This window comes from Corynebacterium sp. CCM 9204 (assembly GCF_041357695.1).
Taxonomy (GTDB): domain Bacteria; phylum Actinomycetota; class Actinomycetes; order Mycobacteriales; family Mycobacteriaceae; genus Corynebacterium.
Genome location: NZ_JAUERX010000002.1, coordinates 282,698 through 298,985, shown reverse-complemented (window position 1 = coordinate 298,985; position 16,288 = coordinate 282,698). Strand labels below are relative to the sequence as shown.

9 protein-coding genes are annotated in these 16,288 nt (G+C 58.5%); all 9 read right to left on the bottom strand.

Annotated features, from left to right (window positions below):
- Positions 1-1,904 precede the first annotated feature (1,904 nt).
- The 9 genes from QWU43_RS05490 to QWU43_RS05450 all read right to left on the bottom strand — a co-directional run bounded on the left by QWU43_RS05490 (position 1,905) and on the right by QWU43_RS05450 (position 15,761).
- Entirely contained in the window at positions 1,905-4,199 is a 2,295-nt protein-coding gene (locus tag QWU43_RS05490; protein ID WP_370915104.1) for a DEAD/DEAH box helicase, read from the bottom strand.
- A gap of 1,109 nt (positions 4,200-5,308) precedes the next feature.
- On the bottom strand, positions 5,309-6,493 hold the full coding sequence (locus tag QWU43_RS05485; protein WP_370915105.1) for an acetyl-CoA C-acetyltransferase: 1,185 nt from the start codon (positions 6,491-6,493) through the stop codon (positions 5,309-5,311).
- A complete protein-coding gene (locus QWU43_RS05480; RefSeq protein WP_370917334.1) occupies positions 6,490-7,164 on the bottom strand; it encodes a 3-oxoacid CoA-transferase subunit B in 675 nt (224 codons plus the stop codon). The genes QWU43_RS05485 and QWU43_RS05480 overlap by 4 nt, the downstream gene beginning before the upstream one ends.
- 6 nt (positions 7,165-7,170) lie before the next feature.
- On the bottom strand, positions 7,171-7,902 hold the full coding sequence (locus QWU43_RS05475) for a CoA transferase subunit A (protein WP_370915107.1): 732 nt from the start codon (positions 7,900-7,902) through the stop codon (positions 7,171-7,173).
- Between the two features lie 78 nt (positions 7,903-7,980).
- Positions 7,981-8,778, bottom strand: a complete 798-nt coding sequence (locus QWU43_RS05470) for a hypothetical protein (RefSeq protein WP_370917333.1) — start codon at positions 8,776-8,778, stop codon at positions 7,981-7,983.
- A gap of 112 nt (positions 8,779-8,890) precedes the next feature.
- On the bottom strand, positions 8,891-11,209 hold the full coding sequence (locus tag QWU43_RS05465; RefSeq protein ID WP_370917332.1) for a hydantoinase B/oxoprolinase family protein: 2,319 nt from the start codon (positions 11,207-11,209) through the stop codon (positions 8,891-8,893).
- A 25-nt stretch (positions 11,210-11,234) separates the two neighbouring features.
- On the bottom strand, positions 11,235-13,361 hold the full coding sequence (locus tag QWU43_RS05460; protein ID WP_370915110.1) for a hydantoinase/oxoprolinase family protein: 2,127 nt from the start codon (positions 13,359-13,361) through the stop codon (positions 11,235-11,237).
- A gap of 27 nt (positions 13,362-13,388) precedes the next feature.
- Entirely contained in the window at positions 13,389-13,823 is a 435-nt protein-coding gene (locus QWU43_RS05455; RefSeq protein ID WP_370915111.1) for an acetone carboxylase subunit gamma, read from the bottom strand.
- Between the two features lie 30 nt (positions 13,824-13,853).
- Complete coding sequence (locus tag QWU43_RS05450; RefSeq protein ID WP_370917331.1) at positions 13,854-15,761, bottom strand: hydantoinase/oxoprolinase family protein; 1,908 nt, start codon at positions 15,759-15,761, stop codon at positions 13,854-13,856.
- Positions 15,762-16,288: the final 527 nt, after the last annotated feature.

The window sequence follows — 16,288 nt, the reverse complement described above, 5'->3', positions numbered from 1 at the left end:
CCGGCCCGACCACGATTTCGTTAGCTTTCCCGACACATGTGCAGAACCCGGAACGAATCCTTCCAGCCCGTTGTCCCAGGCTGAATCTGAATACTGAGCACCTCGGCTGGTCCAACAACACGGGTAACTGCACCGGGTGAGTAAGAAAGTGGAAGATAACCCCACTGAACACGGGCAGAGCTCCCCGGAGGCCATCGGCTCCACTTCATGCGTTTCCGGGGTCTCACTCTGGATTGTTATAGCATGGTCATCTGAATCGGTTCGATAGCAGGATCCTTCTGACTGATACCTGCGATCGCGGACAACCGGAGCCGACCCACGAAAAGTTCCCTCCGGAAAAATCCTTGGGGGTGATCAAAGACATAGATCGAACCATCGGAAAACTCTGGCACCGTCAGTCAGTGAAGGGAAACGGGTGTCCTTCACGTGCTAGCCGTAGCCGCTGGTGTCCGTCATCCCGTCGAGTCCACCGGATACCGGGTCGATGACCGCCGTTTCCCCCGAACACCAGGAGGCCACCACGGCGTTATCGTCGGCGACGAAAACGGCACCGAGGTGCCCCTGATGATATTGGCACCAGCCTTGATTCCATGAATCTCTTTCTGGGGATTAACCATGTTCAGTGGTGTCACAGTCTTCGCCACGGGGTCAGATCACAGGTACACCTCCGGTACGGGTACCAGCAGCAAAAGTAGTTTCCTTCCTTGATATGCAGGAAGGTGTTATCCGGAATCAGACCTAAGCCCGTGTAATAACAAAGAGTTGCGCTGGTCGCCACACAGGTGACTGGTGCACTCCTCTCATTCAGTTCTTTACCCAGGACATCCGAAACACGCGGGAGTGCCTTTCGCGAACCTCTCCGTCACGTCCACAGCAATGAATCCGCCATTCGGCCCCGTCTCGTACAGAGCTCCGAGGTTTCCCGATTCTTCAGCGAATGCGACACCCGTGATTTTTTTCGTGCGTCCTAGGTACTGCCACCCACACCGCCGGCGACGTGACCGGCACCGCGGCGATGATGGCATCACCGGCGAGGCATTCCGCTGTGACAGAAACCTTGTGGACCGATCGATCGTCGAAATCAACATAGAAGAGAGTGCCCGTTTGTCCACCCCAACCTGAATCAAATCTGATGCGCCTGTCAACCCTCTCGCTGATTAGCTTTGTTCCCAGGTCAGCGAAATACCTCTCAATGAACCCGGTTTCACATTTGCTGACAACAGCGATTCCATCATCTTTAGTATGTCCCAACGCATTGGCCGCCCCACGCCACATCAACGCTGACGCCACTGATGGCCCAGTACGCGGGGCTATCGACATCCGGTAAGACTTCCCCCGGATAGCCGAAGCTCAGGACAGTCAGATTCCCTCGCGCTGTGTAAAAATTTCGAGGACACACTGTTCTTCTCTTCCGCCCACGTCACGGTGCTGCGATCCCAGCTAACCACCAGACCTGCACCGTTAAACCTCCCGGCACCGGTGTGTCGAGTGAACCAAGTTGAGCTTCCTCCGGCCCGTGTCAGTCTCCCTGATGTTGCTTGCTAAACCGGATGAACAGTTCTCCATCCCCGGGAAAGAGGATCGAACACGATACGCGGGTCAGCGAAAGTCAGGTCCAGGTCGCACTGCCCCCGAACATATATCCACTGCACTGAACCTTCCCGGAAGTGGGAGCCAGACCGACCGTTGAGTTCACATCCGCCCCCCCCCTGCGAGACAACCGTGCTGGTCAGTGCGTAGACGGTCGTGGATACTACGACGACAACTACAGCGACTCTCGGCGACCTTTCAATGACATAGGCCGACCCCCGATCACACTCCGGTAAATGCCGGAAGTGTGATCGGGGGTCGCTCTTTGCTTGCCTCAGCCGTGTACGGCCGAAAAGCGTTGATCGCTGTGGAGGTTAGCTGCGCCAGCCGCCACGGTCAGTGTTGCGGTCACCACCGCGGAAACCACCACGACCACCGCGATCTTCACGGTCACCACCGCGGAAACCACCACGACCACCACGATCTTCACGGTCACCACCGCGGAAACCACCACGACCACCGCGATCTTCACGGTCACCACCGCGGAAACCACCACGACCACCACGGTCGCCACCGCGGAAACCACCACCACCGGAAGACTGGCGTCCGATGGGTGCATCCGGAGTGTGCTCCAGTTGAATGAGCTGGCCCGAGATGCGGGTGTCAGACAGGTTTTCCCACACTTCGCGGGGCAGATCCTTGGGTAGTTCAACCAGAGTGTGGTCGACATTGATGGTGATACGCCCGACATCCTGAGAAGTCAGTCCACCCTCGTTAGCCAACGCACCGACGATGGCACCCGGGCGAACATGCTGGCGTTTGCCGACCGCGACGCGATACACGGAGAGGTTCTTGTCGCCACGGTCGAAGCGGGCATTTCCGCCTCGGTCGCCACGGTCGCCTCGGTCCGGTCTATCGCCCCGGTCGAAACGTCCACCGCGATCATTGCCACGGTCCCGATCACGGTCAAAACGCTCACGATCCCGCTTCGGCTGTTCCTTGAGAAGGAAATCATTGCCAGCCTGGGCCTGGGTAGCGAGTGCGGCAGCAACGTCTTCGAGCGGCACATCGTGCTCTTCCGCATACTCCTTGACCAAGTGACGGAAGAGATTGACCTGTTTGTCCTCCAGCGCGGCAGTAATGGAGTCGGCGAACTTCGCTTTACGCGAATCGTTGACTTCCTCAACACTCGGGAGTTCCATCTCGTTGAGCGGGGCGTTGGTCGCCCGCTCGATGGACTTCAGCATGCGACGCTCACGCGGAGTGACAAACAGGATCGCCTCACCGGAGCGGCCCGCACGGCCGGTACGGCCGATACGGTGGACGTAGCTCTCGGTGTCATGGGGGATGTCGAAGTTGAGCACGTGGCTGATGCGGTCGACGTCGAGTCCACGGGCGGCGACATCAGTCGCGACGAGGATGTCAAGGCGACCATCCTTGAGTTGGTCGACGGTGCGCTCACGCTGAGCCTGGGCGATGTCACCGTTGATGGCGGCCGCGGAGAATCCCCGGGCGCGCAGCTTCTCAGCGACTTCCTCCGTCTCGTGCTTGGTGCGTACGAACACGATCATGGCCTCGATCTCTGTGACCTCGAGGATACGGGTCAGCGCGTCGATCTTGTTCCGGTGCGCGACAGAAAGGTAGCGCTGCGTGATGTTGGTGTTGGTACGGGTCTTTGACTTGACGGTGATCTCCGCCGGGTCATTGAGGTACTGCTTAGAGATGCGACGGATACCGTTGGGCATCGTCGCGGAGAACAGGGCGACCTGCTTCTCGGCGGGTGTGTCGGCGAGGATCCGCTCGACGTCCTCCTGGAAGCCCATGTTCAGCATCTCGTCGGCCTCATCGAGAACGAGGTAGCGCAAGCCGGAGATGTCCAGTGACCCCTTCTGCAGGTGGTCGATGACGCGACCGGGGGTACCGACCACGATCTGCGCACCACGACGGAGACCACCGAGCTGCACGCCGTAGGCCTGGCCACCGTAAATCGGTAGGATACTGATCCGGTTGCCGATGTGATCGGCGAATCCCTGGAACGCATCGGCGACCTGGAGTGCGAGCTCACGGGTTGGCGCAAGCACGAGTGCCTGGGGCGCCTTCACCGACGGATCGATTCGGGAGAGGATGGGCAGTGCGAACGCAGCGGTTTTACCGGTGCCGGTCTGGGCGAGCCCGACAACGTCCCGGCCCTCCATGAGAAGCGGGATCGTCTGGGTCTGGATCGGTGAGGGGGACTCGTAACCAATCTTGCGGACGGCCGCCAGAGTGCGTTCCGGCAGTCCGAGTCCAGCGAAACCGTTCTCTTCCGGTTCTTCGGCCTTGACCTCCGGGGTTTTTTCCGGAGCGCTCTCCTGTGTGTCGACGTCGTGCTTTGCATCATCTTCCACGACGACCGGAGCTTCTTCCGCTTCGTCGCTAACCTCGCCGGATGCCTCAACGTCGGAAACGTCATCATCACTCGCGACGGTCACAACGACAGTCTCGGGGTTTTCTGCATCAGCGGTATCCGCACTGATTTCAGCCGCGGTGTTCTCTGCACCTGCATTGACCACGTCATCCAGGGTGATGATCTCATTCGCATCACCGTTGGTGTTCAAGTTGTTTTCGTTCTGGGCGTTCACTGCGCCATCCTCATTCTTCTGCGCGACTTCATATTTCGCGCTGCTCATGTCATTCCGCACGCTGTTCGCGCGGCTCACACATTATTTTTCTTGATGTTGTATCGGTGCCTGGCGTTATGAAGACCGCACCGACCAGCGCTACCCGACGCTTGCACTACGGGGCACTGTGTCCTGCTCGCCACACCTGGGCCTTGCCGGTCCACATCTAACAGACTAATCCCATGAGGGTGTCTGACTCGTCGATGGAAGATGGTGTCTACGCAGAAGGCTCGTCACAGCCAGCTTCAAGTGACTGACGACGGCCTCGCGGACACGACACAAACCAGCATCCCAATGATCCAGTGAGGCCATGTCGGCGCTCAACAAGATCGGGCGTACAACCACCGGGGATGTAGGCTAGTGAAAAGCAGTACTTCTCCACAGTACGCGCAAAACCGCCGTTTGGCTAATCCAGAGCCAGCACAAACACCGCGGTGAGCAGAAAATTTAAGGTGAACCGTCAGGTCGAAACCTAAATATATTCAATAATTTTCTGGCAACACATAAGACAGTCACTAAAATTTATCGACACCTAATCCATTATCCAATAATTAATGCACTATAAAATTATATTAGAAAATATTAACCTCTACAAAGGGGTGGAAACCCACAATCTAACTAATGACAAATTTCGACCATGGGATATTCGGGCAATATTTTAATTTTATAAGGATATCAATATTTCATCCGCCTTTTTAGAAAAGACCCCAGATCTTCAAGAAGCTCTCTAATGACAATACAATCAATCTTTCCGCCATGACTTGGGGCCCAAATACAGTCAGGGTGACAAGCGTAAAGATTCACCATCTTCCCATAAATTCCACTAGGGTTTCGAAACTTCTCTCCCCGCCCCCCAGGTGATGAATATTGGCATTATTCAACACCTCAGATAGGCGACAAACTTTTCCACAGTCGGGTCAAGATACTTCCAATGTGACCCATACAAAAGAGCAGCCACAATAGTCACTCCAGTTAGGTGAAAGATTCACCCTTTCAGGATATCCCCACCTCCCTATAAATCCGGAACACAACCAACCATTTACGATAACCAAACCTGGATGCACGTGAAACGATCGAGAGAAACATCACGGATGCCTTAGCTCATGAATGCGGGTGAATCAGTACCTACTGATCACCATCGCTTGTCCCTGCCCTCCAGCTCCACAGAGTGAGACGGCGGCGGTCCCACTTCCACGACGGAGAAGTTCATAAACGGCGGTCACCAGAACCCGGGCACCGGAGGCCCCCAGCGGGTGCCCCAGGGCGATCGCGCCTCCATTGGGATTGCACTTCCCCATGTCCAGGTCCAGGTCGCGCAGGGATTGGATGACCACCGATGCGAAGGCCTCGTTGATTTCCACAAAGTCGACGTCATCGAGTTGTATCCGACTGTCCGAGAGTGCTTTTTTCAGGGCGTCGGCGGGTTTGGAATGCAGGTAGTGGTCCGGTCCCCCGGTACTCCCCTGCCCTTCGATGGTGGCGAGGATCTCAAGCCCGTTCCGCTGCGCGTACTCGCGGCTGACCACGACCAGTGCCGCTGCGCCGTCTGAGATCTGGGATGAGTTACCCGCTGTGATCGTCCCCTCCCGGTTAAATGCCGGGCGGAGTTTCCCGAGGCTCTCCATGGTGGTGTCCGCACGTATCCCCTCGTCGCTCTCCACCACCAGGGGGTCGCCCTTCCGTTGTGGGACCGTTACCGGGGCGATCTCGTCGCGGAATCGGCCTTCCTCCTGCGCTTCATGGGCACGCCGGTTGCTGAGTTCCGCGATAGTGTCCTGCTGTTGCCGGGTGATGCCACGTTCTCCGTTGCCTTTCTCCGTGAGCGCCCCCATGGTCTCTCCGGTGTACGGGTCCTGGAGTCCGTCGTACAGCATGGCATCTTCCGCTGTGGTCGGCCCCAGAACAGTTCCTGAGCGTGCCGCAGTGAGCAGATGCGGGGCACAGGTCATGGATTCCTGACCACCAGCTACCACCACGTTTGCGTCACCACATCGGATGAGTCGGGCGGCTTGGGTGACCGCCTCGATGCCGGAGAGGCAGGCCTTGTTCAGTGTGTCCGCGAACGCACTGAGGGGAATCCCGGCGTTGATCGCCGCCTGGCGGGCCGGCACTTGCCCGGATCCTGCCTGGATGGCCTGTCCCATGATGACCTGATCAATGTGCTGCGGATTGATTCCGGAGCGTTCCACGGCGGCTTTGATTGCCACGCCACCCAAATCAACTGCGGAGACGTCCTTGAATACGCCGAGGAGTTTTCCCTGTGGTGTGCGGGCAGCTCCCACGATAACAGCTTCGCGTTTCATGATTGTTCTCCTTCGATCCGGGTTGCTCCGTCATCGGTGATGACGGTAAATGTCGCTTCGGTGTTTTCCTCGACCTCTGCCAGGCTCACACCCGACGCAAGTTCCCGGAGCACCATTCCTTCGCGCTCGGTGATGTCGAAAACTGCAAGGTTGGTGATGACGCGGTCGACGACCTGCGTTCCGGTGAGTGGCAGGGTGCAGTTCTTTTTGAGTTTCGGACGTCCCTTTTTGTCCACGTGGTCGGTGAGGACGATGACCCGGGGGGCTCCCGCGACCAGGTCCATCGCTCCCCCCATTCCCTTGACCATGACTCCGGGAATGATCCAATTAGCGAGATCCCCTTTCTCGGAAACCTCCATCGCACCGAGTACCGCGAGCTTGAGGTTTCCGCCCCGGATCATCGCGAAACTCTCTGCCGAGTCGAACACTACCGCCCCCTTGCTGAGTGTGACGGTCTGTTTCCCGGCATTGATGAGATCGGGGTCTTCTTCCCCCTCAAAAGGGAACGGGCCCATTCCAAGGATTCCGTTCTCCGATTGCAGGATGATGTTCACGCCCTCGGGTAGTTGATTAGCGATCATGGTGGGGATACCGATCCCCAAGTTAACGTAATCACCGTCGCTGAGTTCGGCTGCGGCGATGGCCGCCATTTCTTCGCGTGTCCAGGCCATGTCGTTTCAGTTTCCTTTCTCGGCGGAGTTACCTTCGGGGCGTGGTCGGGTAGTCACCCGTTCAATCGGTTTGATCCGGGGTACAGCCTGCACGAGATGCTGAACGTAGACGCCTGGTGTGTGAATGAAGTCGGGGTCCAGATCGCCGAGTTCAACTACCTGTTCAGCCTGGGCGATGGTGATTCGACCGGCCATCGCGCACACCGGGTTGAAATTTCGGGCGGTGCGGTTGTAGACGAGGTTCCCGTTCGGGTCCGCTGTCGCGGCATGGACGAGGGCCAGATCGGTTCTGATGGCTTCTTCGAGGATGTAGTGCCGTCCATTAATCTCGCGGACTTCCTTACCTTCCGCGATGATCGTCCCGTAACCGGTGGGGGTGAAGAAGGCTGGGATACCAGCGCCCGCTGCACGAAGCCGTTCCGCGAGGGATCCCTGTGGAACGAATTCGAGCTCGAGTTGTCCGGCGAGGTATTGCTCTGCAAACGCCTTGTTTTCTCCGACGTAGGACGCCATGACCTTTTTCACCTGCTGGGATTCGAGAAGGAGTCCGAGCCCTATTCCGTCAATGCTCATGTTGTTGGACACGATCGTGAGATCCTTCGCTCCCGAGGCATTGACTGCCTCTATGAGGTCAAAGGGGCTGCCTGACAGTCCGAATCCGCCGACTGCGATGGACATGCCGTCCCTGATGAGTCCCGACACCAGATCGGTGATGTCACCTGTGTGTAATTTGCTCACGTAATGCTCCTCAGAAAGGTTGACAGACGATCCGGGGAAACATGGGCTCCGCCTCGGATCACAGTTGGCGGAAGGTGGTCAGAGGGCCTCAAGGCGTTCCAGAACAGTGTCTGGTTCGGCGTCTACGGGAATTTGGGCGACGAGAAAATCAGCCTGCGGTACCTCCCCCTCCCCGAGCCAGTAGCCCGGGTCAACAGTTGCACCACACAGGTCCTTACCTGCGACGGCGATAGTTTCATCGGTCTGCATCAGTACGGACCAACCGACATGTTCTGCGGCGTTGATCACCGGTTGGTAAGCGGCGATGTCCTCTGCCGGAAGTGTCGTGTCGTCACCGGATCGTCGGCCATCGAGAAGTAGACCGGCGACGGGGGCGTCTACGAACCTGCGGAGCCAGTCGGCGACGTACATGGCTGCGGATTCCGCATGATCCTCGGTGATCGAACTGACGTCGGTGTTTCCGGCCGCTGCCGCCGCTTGTGCGAGCCAGCGTAGCGGCGACGGTATCCGGAGGAGGAACGGTACTCGACTGGTATGGCTGGTCGCGGTGAGAATACGGTTCGCTACGGTCGCTGCGGAGTCATCAGCGAGCATGGTGCGCAATGCGTATCCGGTCCGGGAGCGGGCTCCCATGGACTCCCCCAGCTCGGGGGTCGCGGAGAGAACCGCGCTATAAAGTGCTCCGAGGTCGACGATGGTGGCGTCGGAGTTCAGCATTCCCTGAGCCTGACCGTAGTAGCTTGCGGTCGCCGGAGCATCGAGATAGGGAAGTTCACCGTGGAGGATGACCCGTTCGCCGAAGGGAACATGGTCGAGAAATAGTGCGGTTCCGCGTTCCGAGGGTGGGGTGGTGATGAGGTCGGTGAATGAGGTCATGGGATGCTCCTTGTTCCGGTGGATGAACGCCTGTTGTACCTGGTTGTTGTCAGTAAAAATAGGGCTGCCCTGGGGCGGCGTGGAACCGCACCCAGGGTTGTGGAGAGACGGGTCAGCTCTTTTTCGAGACCGTCTCGCCGTGTTTCTCCTCGAGCTCCGCGATCCGCGCTTCGAGAGCCTCGATCTTCAATTCGCGACGGTCCGGGATCATGATGATCGGAAGTTCATCGACTGTTCCGGTAACCCGCTTGCGGCCGTTGACTGTGAAGACCGTGGCGGTGAGTTCCTCGGTGTCATCACCCCAGTTGCCGTAGTAGAGGAGGTCCTCCGGGGGCTCCTCCGTGACGAACTCCTTGATGAACTCGGCGTAGGGCTTGCCCTTGGACAGGCGTTCCCTGCGGCGCGCCTCACGGAGTCGTCGTGTCTCCTCGGCATCCAACCGGAAGTGCTCTTCGTCATAGGCGACGCAGAAGATATCGCGGGCGACTTTCGGTGAGATGCGTCCGAGTTCCGCATCCGCGACGACGGACTCGGGGTCCCGTTCGATCGGGTCACCGTAGCCGCCGCCTGCACCTTGGCTGATCATGTACAGCTCACCGTCCTTGGCGACGTCGAACTGCAGGCCCATGTGTGACGTCATATACTTCGCCCCCTCGAAGGGACGTTCGTTCATGACCTTCTCAATGGAGAGATCAAAGGTGCGGGAGTCTTTGCGGAAGCTGTCGTAGGTATTGACGCCCTTCACCATCGCGAGCGGGTAGGCACCGCAGCCGTAGCCCCCGAACATTCCGTAGATCGAGCTGAACTTCGATCCGGATGTCACCGTCATGAATCCCCAGTGCGGGGTTCCCTCTGCTGCGACGATCATCTCGTAGCCCATGCCGCCGGTGAACTTGCCGAAGCCCATGTTGTCCTTGACCAGGCGCTTCGACACGAGCTGCATGAAGGGAACCTCCTCCTCCATGATCTCCTGCTCTGCGGTGTCCGCCATGGCGCAGAATAGTGGGGAGACAGAATCCTCACCGTCCCGGAAAGGCTTTGCCCCGCCTGGCATTCCGTTGAGGTCGGCGCAGAGGTTACCCACCTGGTCACCGTGCTGTGTTTCACCGCCCCACAGGAAGGTATTGATCTGGTTAAACCAGTTGGCCACCACATTGGAGTACTTGCGGGGGGTGGAGAACTGCATCTTCCCGTAGAGCGCCTGCATCGCGGAGAAACCGCGGAAGGATGCCTGGAGGGACTGGCCCATCGGCGCATCGTAGGAGGCGTCCGACCAGGTTCCCTCGTCGGAGATGATCTCGATGCAGCTCATGGCTGAGGTGCAGCGTGGCAGATCCGGCCACCAGAAAGCGAGGATCGCCTGCATCATCATCGATTTGACGGAGCACAGTGGCGAGTTGAACGCACGGTTGAGGATCTCAGGGCCAGAGCCCCGCAGATCGACGGACATGTGATCCCCCTTGACGGTGATCTTGCACGCCATCTTGATGAGGATGTTCTCCTTCAGGGTCGAGTCCATGAACTGATTAAAGGAATAGGTACCGTCCGGCAGTTCCGCGATGCGACGTCGGACCTCGGCATCGACGTCCTCGATGGTGATGCGGATCGCGGCGACGAACGTCTCCACCCCGACTTCATCGATCAGCGTGTTGATGCGTTCCATGATGCGGTTAACGGCCCCGATCTTGACCTTCAGGTCAGCCAACTGCAGCTTCGGATCACGGACGGAGTGTTGCAGGAAGGTCAGCAGGTCACGACGCAGGTGGCCGCGCTCGACGATCTTGAAGGGACTCATCCGGAGGCCATCATCGAAGGGGGTCTCCGAACCCGAGGGCATACCGCCGGGTTCACAGGCACCGTTCTCGCCTTCGTGAATCGTCGCGGCGACCCAGGCGATGAGCTGACCATCACGGATGATCGGCATGATCATGGACTGGTCTGTGTTGTGGACGTTTCCGTAGCGGGCATCGTTGTGGATGAAACCGTCGCCTTCGTTGATGCCGACGGTGGGCTCATCCTTCCAATACTTCATGATGTACCGGATGGGATGGTGCAAAATCGCCGAGAAAGCGATGACCCCATGGCAGGAGAGGTAGGAGACGTCACCTTCTGCGGTGTATATGGCGGTGGTGAGGTCACCCCATTTCGCTCCCGGGGCCGCTCCCTGAGCCTCACACATCTCATATCCCTCATCGAGGGCACCCGAGATACGCTTACGGATTCGTTCAACCTGGATACGGTCAATCCCTTTTCCGATGCATTCCTCCTCATAGGGGGTACGCTCGGCGATGCTGTGGCTCCGCATGATCTCCGGGTCAGGTCCGAGGAACAGCGTGGTCTCGTCCATGAAGGCGTCAACCCATTCCTGTTCTTGCGGGGTAAGGTTCTTGCCTTGGACGGAGGTTGTTGTGTCTTTGTCGACAGCGGTCATTGCATTCTCCTCGTGGTGTCAGTCATCAGTCCTGCAGGAGCCAGACGGCGCCCTGCTCGGTGGGTTCCAGGCGCCATCCCGGCTCGACCAGGAAGGTGGTGTTCTCCGTGGTGACGATCGCCGGTCCCTCAATGATCGCGGCAGCGGTCAGGGCGCTCTGGTTGTACAGCGGAGTGTCAATGGCCTTGTCTTTTCCGACGAAGTGGACCCGACGTTCCCCGATCGACTCCGGGGTTGTCCGTTCTCCGCCGTTGGCGAGTGACTCGAAGTTGACGGTGTCGCCCTCAACGTAGGAGGCGACTCGAACCGTGTTGACTCGGATTCCAGCCTCGGGAGCGGCACAGTTGGAACCGAATCGGTGGCTGTAGACATCACCGAAGGTCTTGATCATGTGCAGTACATCCCCGACGCCGGTCATCCGATTGATGTCCAGTGTCACAGCCTGGGTGAGGAGCTGGTTTCCGTAACGCATGTCCAGTTCCAGTCGGTACTTGACGTCCTCGGCCGCGAAGCCTTGTCTGCGCAGGTCCTCTCGTCCCTTGGCCTCGAGTTCTTCGACTATTTCATTGAACTCGGCGTAGTTGTCGTACAGTGCCCGGGTGGTGGCGTTGTACATCGTGATGTGTGTGCCCCGCTCATGGAAGTGGAGCTGCTGCATGTTCCCCGCACCGCAGGCGGAGAACACAGAACTGAACGGGGGAACAAGAACCTTGGTGATACCGGCGTGCCGGGCGATACCACAGGCATGGAGGGGACCGTTTCCGCCGTAGGCCAGCATCGTGAAGTCCTCGGGCAGGTAGCCGCGTACACGCAGTTCCTTGCCGATGCCGATGGCCATCTGCTCATCGACGGAGTTCTTGATGATCTTCGCGATGTCGAGGACGTCCATGTCCATCTCGTCGCAGAGAGTCTCCTCGATGGCGAACACCGAACGCTTCGGATTCAGTTTGATGTACCCGTTCGCATAATTGTCCGGGTCGAGGTACCCGAGGAGAAGGTCTGCGTCAGTGACGGTGGGACGCAGCCCGCCCCGGTCATAGCAGGCCGGTCCTGGGTTGGATCCGGCGGATTCCGGTCCGATTTTCACCGACTGGTGGATGCGGTCGTAGCTGGCAATGGATCCACCACCTGCACCGAGGGTGTCGAGGTGCACCATGGGAACGCTGACCAGCCATCTGTCGATGGTCGGCATGAAGTCGTAGTGCTTCACGCCTCCTTCAGGAACGAGTCCGATATCGAAGGAAGTTCCACCCATGTCGGTGCTGATGACGCTTCCGATGTCGGTGGATTTCGCGAGGTGCTCCGCGGCACCGACACCGGCGATGGGACCGGAGTGGATGGTCTGCAGTGCGTCTGTCGAGTTCATCTGCGCCATACCGCCGGAATTGTGGTTGACCAGCATCGGCTTGGTGTACCCGGATTCACGGAGGTTGTTCGAGAGTTGGCTCAGTGCGTGGAACATGATCTCGTGCAGGAATGCATCGACGATCGTGGATGTGGCCCGGACGTACTCACCTTTTCGTCCGGAGACCTGGTGCCCGAGCAGGACCGGGACGGCACCCAGCTCGTGAGACGGATACTCCTCCAGGATGATCTCCTGGATCTGGAGTTCGTGGACCGGATTCTCGGTGGCGTTGGTCAGCGATACGACGATGGCTTCGGCACCGGCATCCATCAGCTCCCGGACGACGTTCCGGACGTCATCCTCCCGCAGTGCAGCGACGACTTTACCCGCGGAGTTGACCCGCTCCTTGACGGAACGGATCAGTGCACGGGGAACAAGGGGTTCGGGGCGTTCCGCAGCCGGCATGTTCTGTTGCATGGAGTAGTCGAGACCTTCACCGTAGCCCCGGCCTCGGGACAACGGGATCGTGTCCTCGAAGCCGTGTGTGACGATGGCTCCGACCTTCGGTCCCTTGCGTTCGATGAGAGCGTTGGTGCCGAGTGTCGTGGCGTAGCGCACCGAGTCAACCCCGGACAGGGCGGTCTCGCGGTCGAGTCCGGCGCGTTCACACGCCAGATCGAGCGCCTCATTGAATCCGAGAGCTAGGTTGTGGTGCGTGGTCAGTGCCTTCGCCTCGACGTAGGTGTCGTCCCAGACGAAGAAGCAGTCGGTGAATGTGCCGCCAATGTCGACGGAGATGCGTTTCATGGATGTCTCCTGGTTTCGTTTCGCAACTCAACGCTGTGAGTCGGCGGCTTTTTTCTTGAGTTCGGCGGTGTACTTCTGAGCGTCCTCGCCGGGGCCGTAGTTAAAAACTTCCTCTGGATCAACACCCCGTTCCTCCCATTGCTTGCGGAGAGCAGCGACGTCGATGACCATGTCACGGGTCGGCGGGTGTCCCGGCGGGACGTACTCGGTCTCGAGCTGGGTGGCACAGCCGGGGCAGTAGAATTCCAGGATCCTGCAGTAACTCGGGTCCGGAGAGAACGTGTACTCGTAGCGCTCGGGGTCGATGATCGGCTGATGGATCTCGGTCGGATCCCGGTCGTACACCAGGCAGCCGGGTTTGTAGTTCCGGTTTGCGTCACCGATGTCGTGACCGCAGTTGCGGCACAGCCACCGTTCGGTGTCGAGATCGATGAGCAGATACTCGGTCATGGGGACTCGCACAGTGTTTTCCTTACTGTCTCGTGATGGTGGTCAGCGCTCGTCGCTGATGATGAGATCACCGTTGCTGGTCACGGTGAACACCCAACCTGGGGTGACCCGCGCGGTGAAGAACGGCCCCTCGATGATCGCCGGCCCTGCCGCCCTCGCCCCTGGAGCTTGATCTTCGAGTACGTAGACGGGAAGATCCCGGATCTCATCGGCTCCGACGCGAACGGCGCGGATCGTGGTGGAAACGGCATCGGATGCTTCGACACTGTCGTCGTCCCCGAGATCGGCGTGCGGCAGAACCTTCTTCACATCCAGGCACAACATCAGGTTTCCCTCCAGATCACCGAGATCTTCTCCGTGCCGGTATCCACGTGTCGAGATGACTTCACCTGATTCATCGTGCTGCTCGAGTGCCCATTCGGTCTCGCATTCCGCGAGGCTGTATCCCTCCTGGAACATGTCCCGTTCAGCGCGGTGCAGCAATTCATCATGATGACGTTGCAGGCTCTCAGCATCGGTACCGGTGATGCTTATCTCGTAGGTCTTCCCGATGTCGGAGAAGGAGATGCCGAACGCAGAGAACACTGCTGCCATGCGTGGAATGAGGACACGCTTCACTCCGGCTTTCTCTGCGGCACCGCACGCGCTCATTGGACCTGCCCCGCCGAACGCAGCGAGCGTCGTGTCGTCACGCACTAGGTCACGGAACGTTTCCGCCATTGTCTCGAGATATGCGTCCTCCATCCGGATCAACGCCTCTTCGAGACTGATACCGAGGGGCTCGGCAATGGTGGAAGTGATGACCGCACGACTCCGGGAAGCATCGAGGTGCATCTGGCCGTTGAGGTAGGTGTCGGGGTCGAGGACACCGAGAAGTACCTTGACATCGGTGATCGTGGCGTCTTTTCCACCTAGACCGAAGCATGCCGGGCCGGGGGCTGCACCGACGGAACGGGGACCGACGACGATCTTGCCGTCGCGGACGCCGATGATCGAACTGCCGCCCACACCGGAGCTGTGCACGCTGGACATCGGGAAAGAGATCGTCGCTTCCCCGACCTGTCCGCGTCGTTTCGTCTCGATGGTGCAGTTGTCGACGACGCCGACGTCGGTCGTCGTACCACCGACATCCATCATCAGAACATGGTCGAGCGAATAACTCCGGGCGAGGGCGGCGGTGCCCTCCAATCCACCACGGGGGCCGGAAGAATAGGTGCGCAGAGCAACTGACTTGGACACCCGCGACGATGCACCGTCATTGCGGTAGACGAGTAGTGGGTTGGTGACCTTGTTGTCCCTAAGACGGGACTGTGCCTGGTAGAGGAAGCGTTCCATCACCGGATGCAGGAACGTGTTGACTACTGATGACCAGGCACGGCGGGCGTCATCGATGTCCTCGACGAATTCCCAACTGCACAGCACCGGGACGGAGCCGAGTAGCTGCCTGGGAAAGTTACGGAGAAGGAGATTACGCACGGTCCGCTCGGATTCCGCGTCGCGCCCGACGACCACGAGACGTGCAGCACCATCGGTGGTGAGCTTGTTGACGGTCTGTACGAGACTGAACTCAAGTGTGTCATCGGAGATGTCGAATGTCTCAACCCGGGTGCCGACCAGGTCGGTGAAGAGCGCAGAGTGGTCATCGTCGGACTGCATGGCGTCAACCACCGCAAGGTCTTCGACGAGTAGTCCGATGGACGGCCCCTTGCGTTCAACGAGAGCGTTGGTCCCCTGAGTCGTGGAGTAGCGGATATGCTCCGCCTCGTGGAGCAATCGGACCAGGTGACGCTCGCCATAGAGGTTTGCGGATGCCTTCGCGATTCCCTCAAAGAGACACTCCGACAAATCAAAAGGTGTGGTGAGGGTTTTAGTGAAGGAAAATTCTCCCCCGTCCCACACACAGATATCAGTCAGGGTTCCACCGTTATCGATGTTAATGAGGTGTTTCATATGTCCTCCTCACGCGACCTTGAACGAAGATCGCGGCGTTCCAGAAACGTCCGTGTTACTGGTACCAAAACTGTAACAGCGTTTTACGCATAAAGTGAGGGCTGTCACATAAATTGGTCAGGAGTGCATTGTGACCCAGGTCATGAGATAAAACGGGGGTAGGCGGGGGTACTTTAGCTACCCCATAGATCGGCCATGATGCGCGACCGCAAAGCCATCAACCGTGAGACCACCCCACCCACAACCCCAGGGCCAACCTTCAGACCTGCAACTTCCCGGAATATGGAACGAAACTACTGCCCCATCAATGCCTACAACCCCCAACGGGGGCTAACAAACCAAACCTTGAAACCCGGCAAGATCTTTGATCAGGAATCAGATATTTGCACGGCAAATATAAATATATAGCTCAATGAATACCAACCAAATACAGGCCAACACATCGGAAATGTCCGATCAAAAAATTGCCAATTTTGCAAAGTTGTTTCAACAATGAGAAACGCTTTTCATTAACCTGGTTGTAGAAA

Coding starts and splice junctions, on each gene's coding strand:
- QWU43_RS05480 (WP_370917334.1), bottom strand. CDS start 7,164: ATGGCCTGGACACGCGAAGAAATGGCGGCCATCGCCGCAGCCGAACTC.
- QWU43_RS05470 (WP_370917333.1), bottom strand. CDS start 8,778: ATGACCTCATTCACCGACCTCATCACCACCCCACCCTCGGAACGCGGA.
- QWU43_RS05460 (WP_370915110.1), bottom strand. CDS start 13,361: ATGAAACGCATCTCCGTCGACATTGGCGGCACATTCACCGACTGCTTC.
- QWU43_RS05465 (WP_370917332.1), bottom strand. CDS start 11,209: ATGACCGCTGTCGACAAAGACACAACAACCTCCGTCCAAGGCAAGAAC.
- QWU43_RS05490 (WP_370915104.1), bottom strand. CDS start 4,199: ATGAGCAGCGCGAAATATGAAGTCGCGCAGAAGAATGAGGATGGCGCA.
- QWU43_RS05485 (WP_370915105.1), bottom strand. CDS start 6,493: ATGAAACGCGAAGCTGTTATCGTGGGAGCTGCCCGCACACCACAGGGA.
- QWU43_RS05450 (WP_370917331.1), bottom strand. CDS start 15,761: ATGAAACACCTCATTAACATCGATAACGGTGGAACCCTGACTGATATC.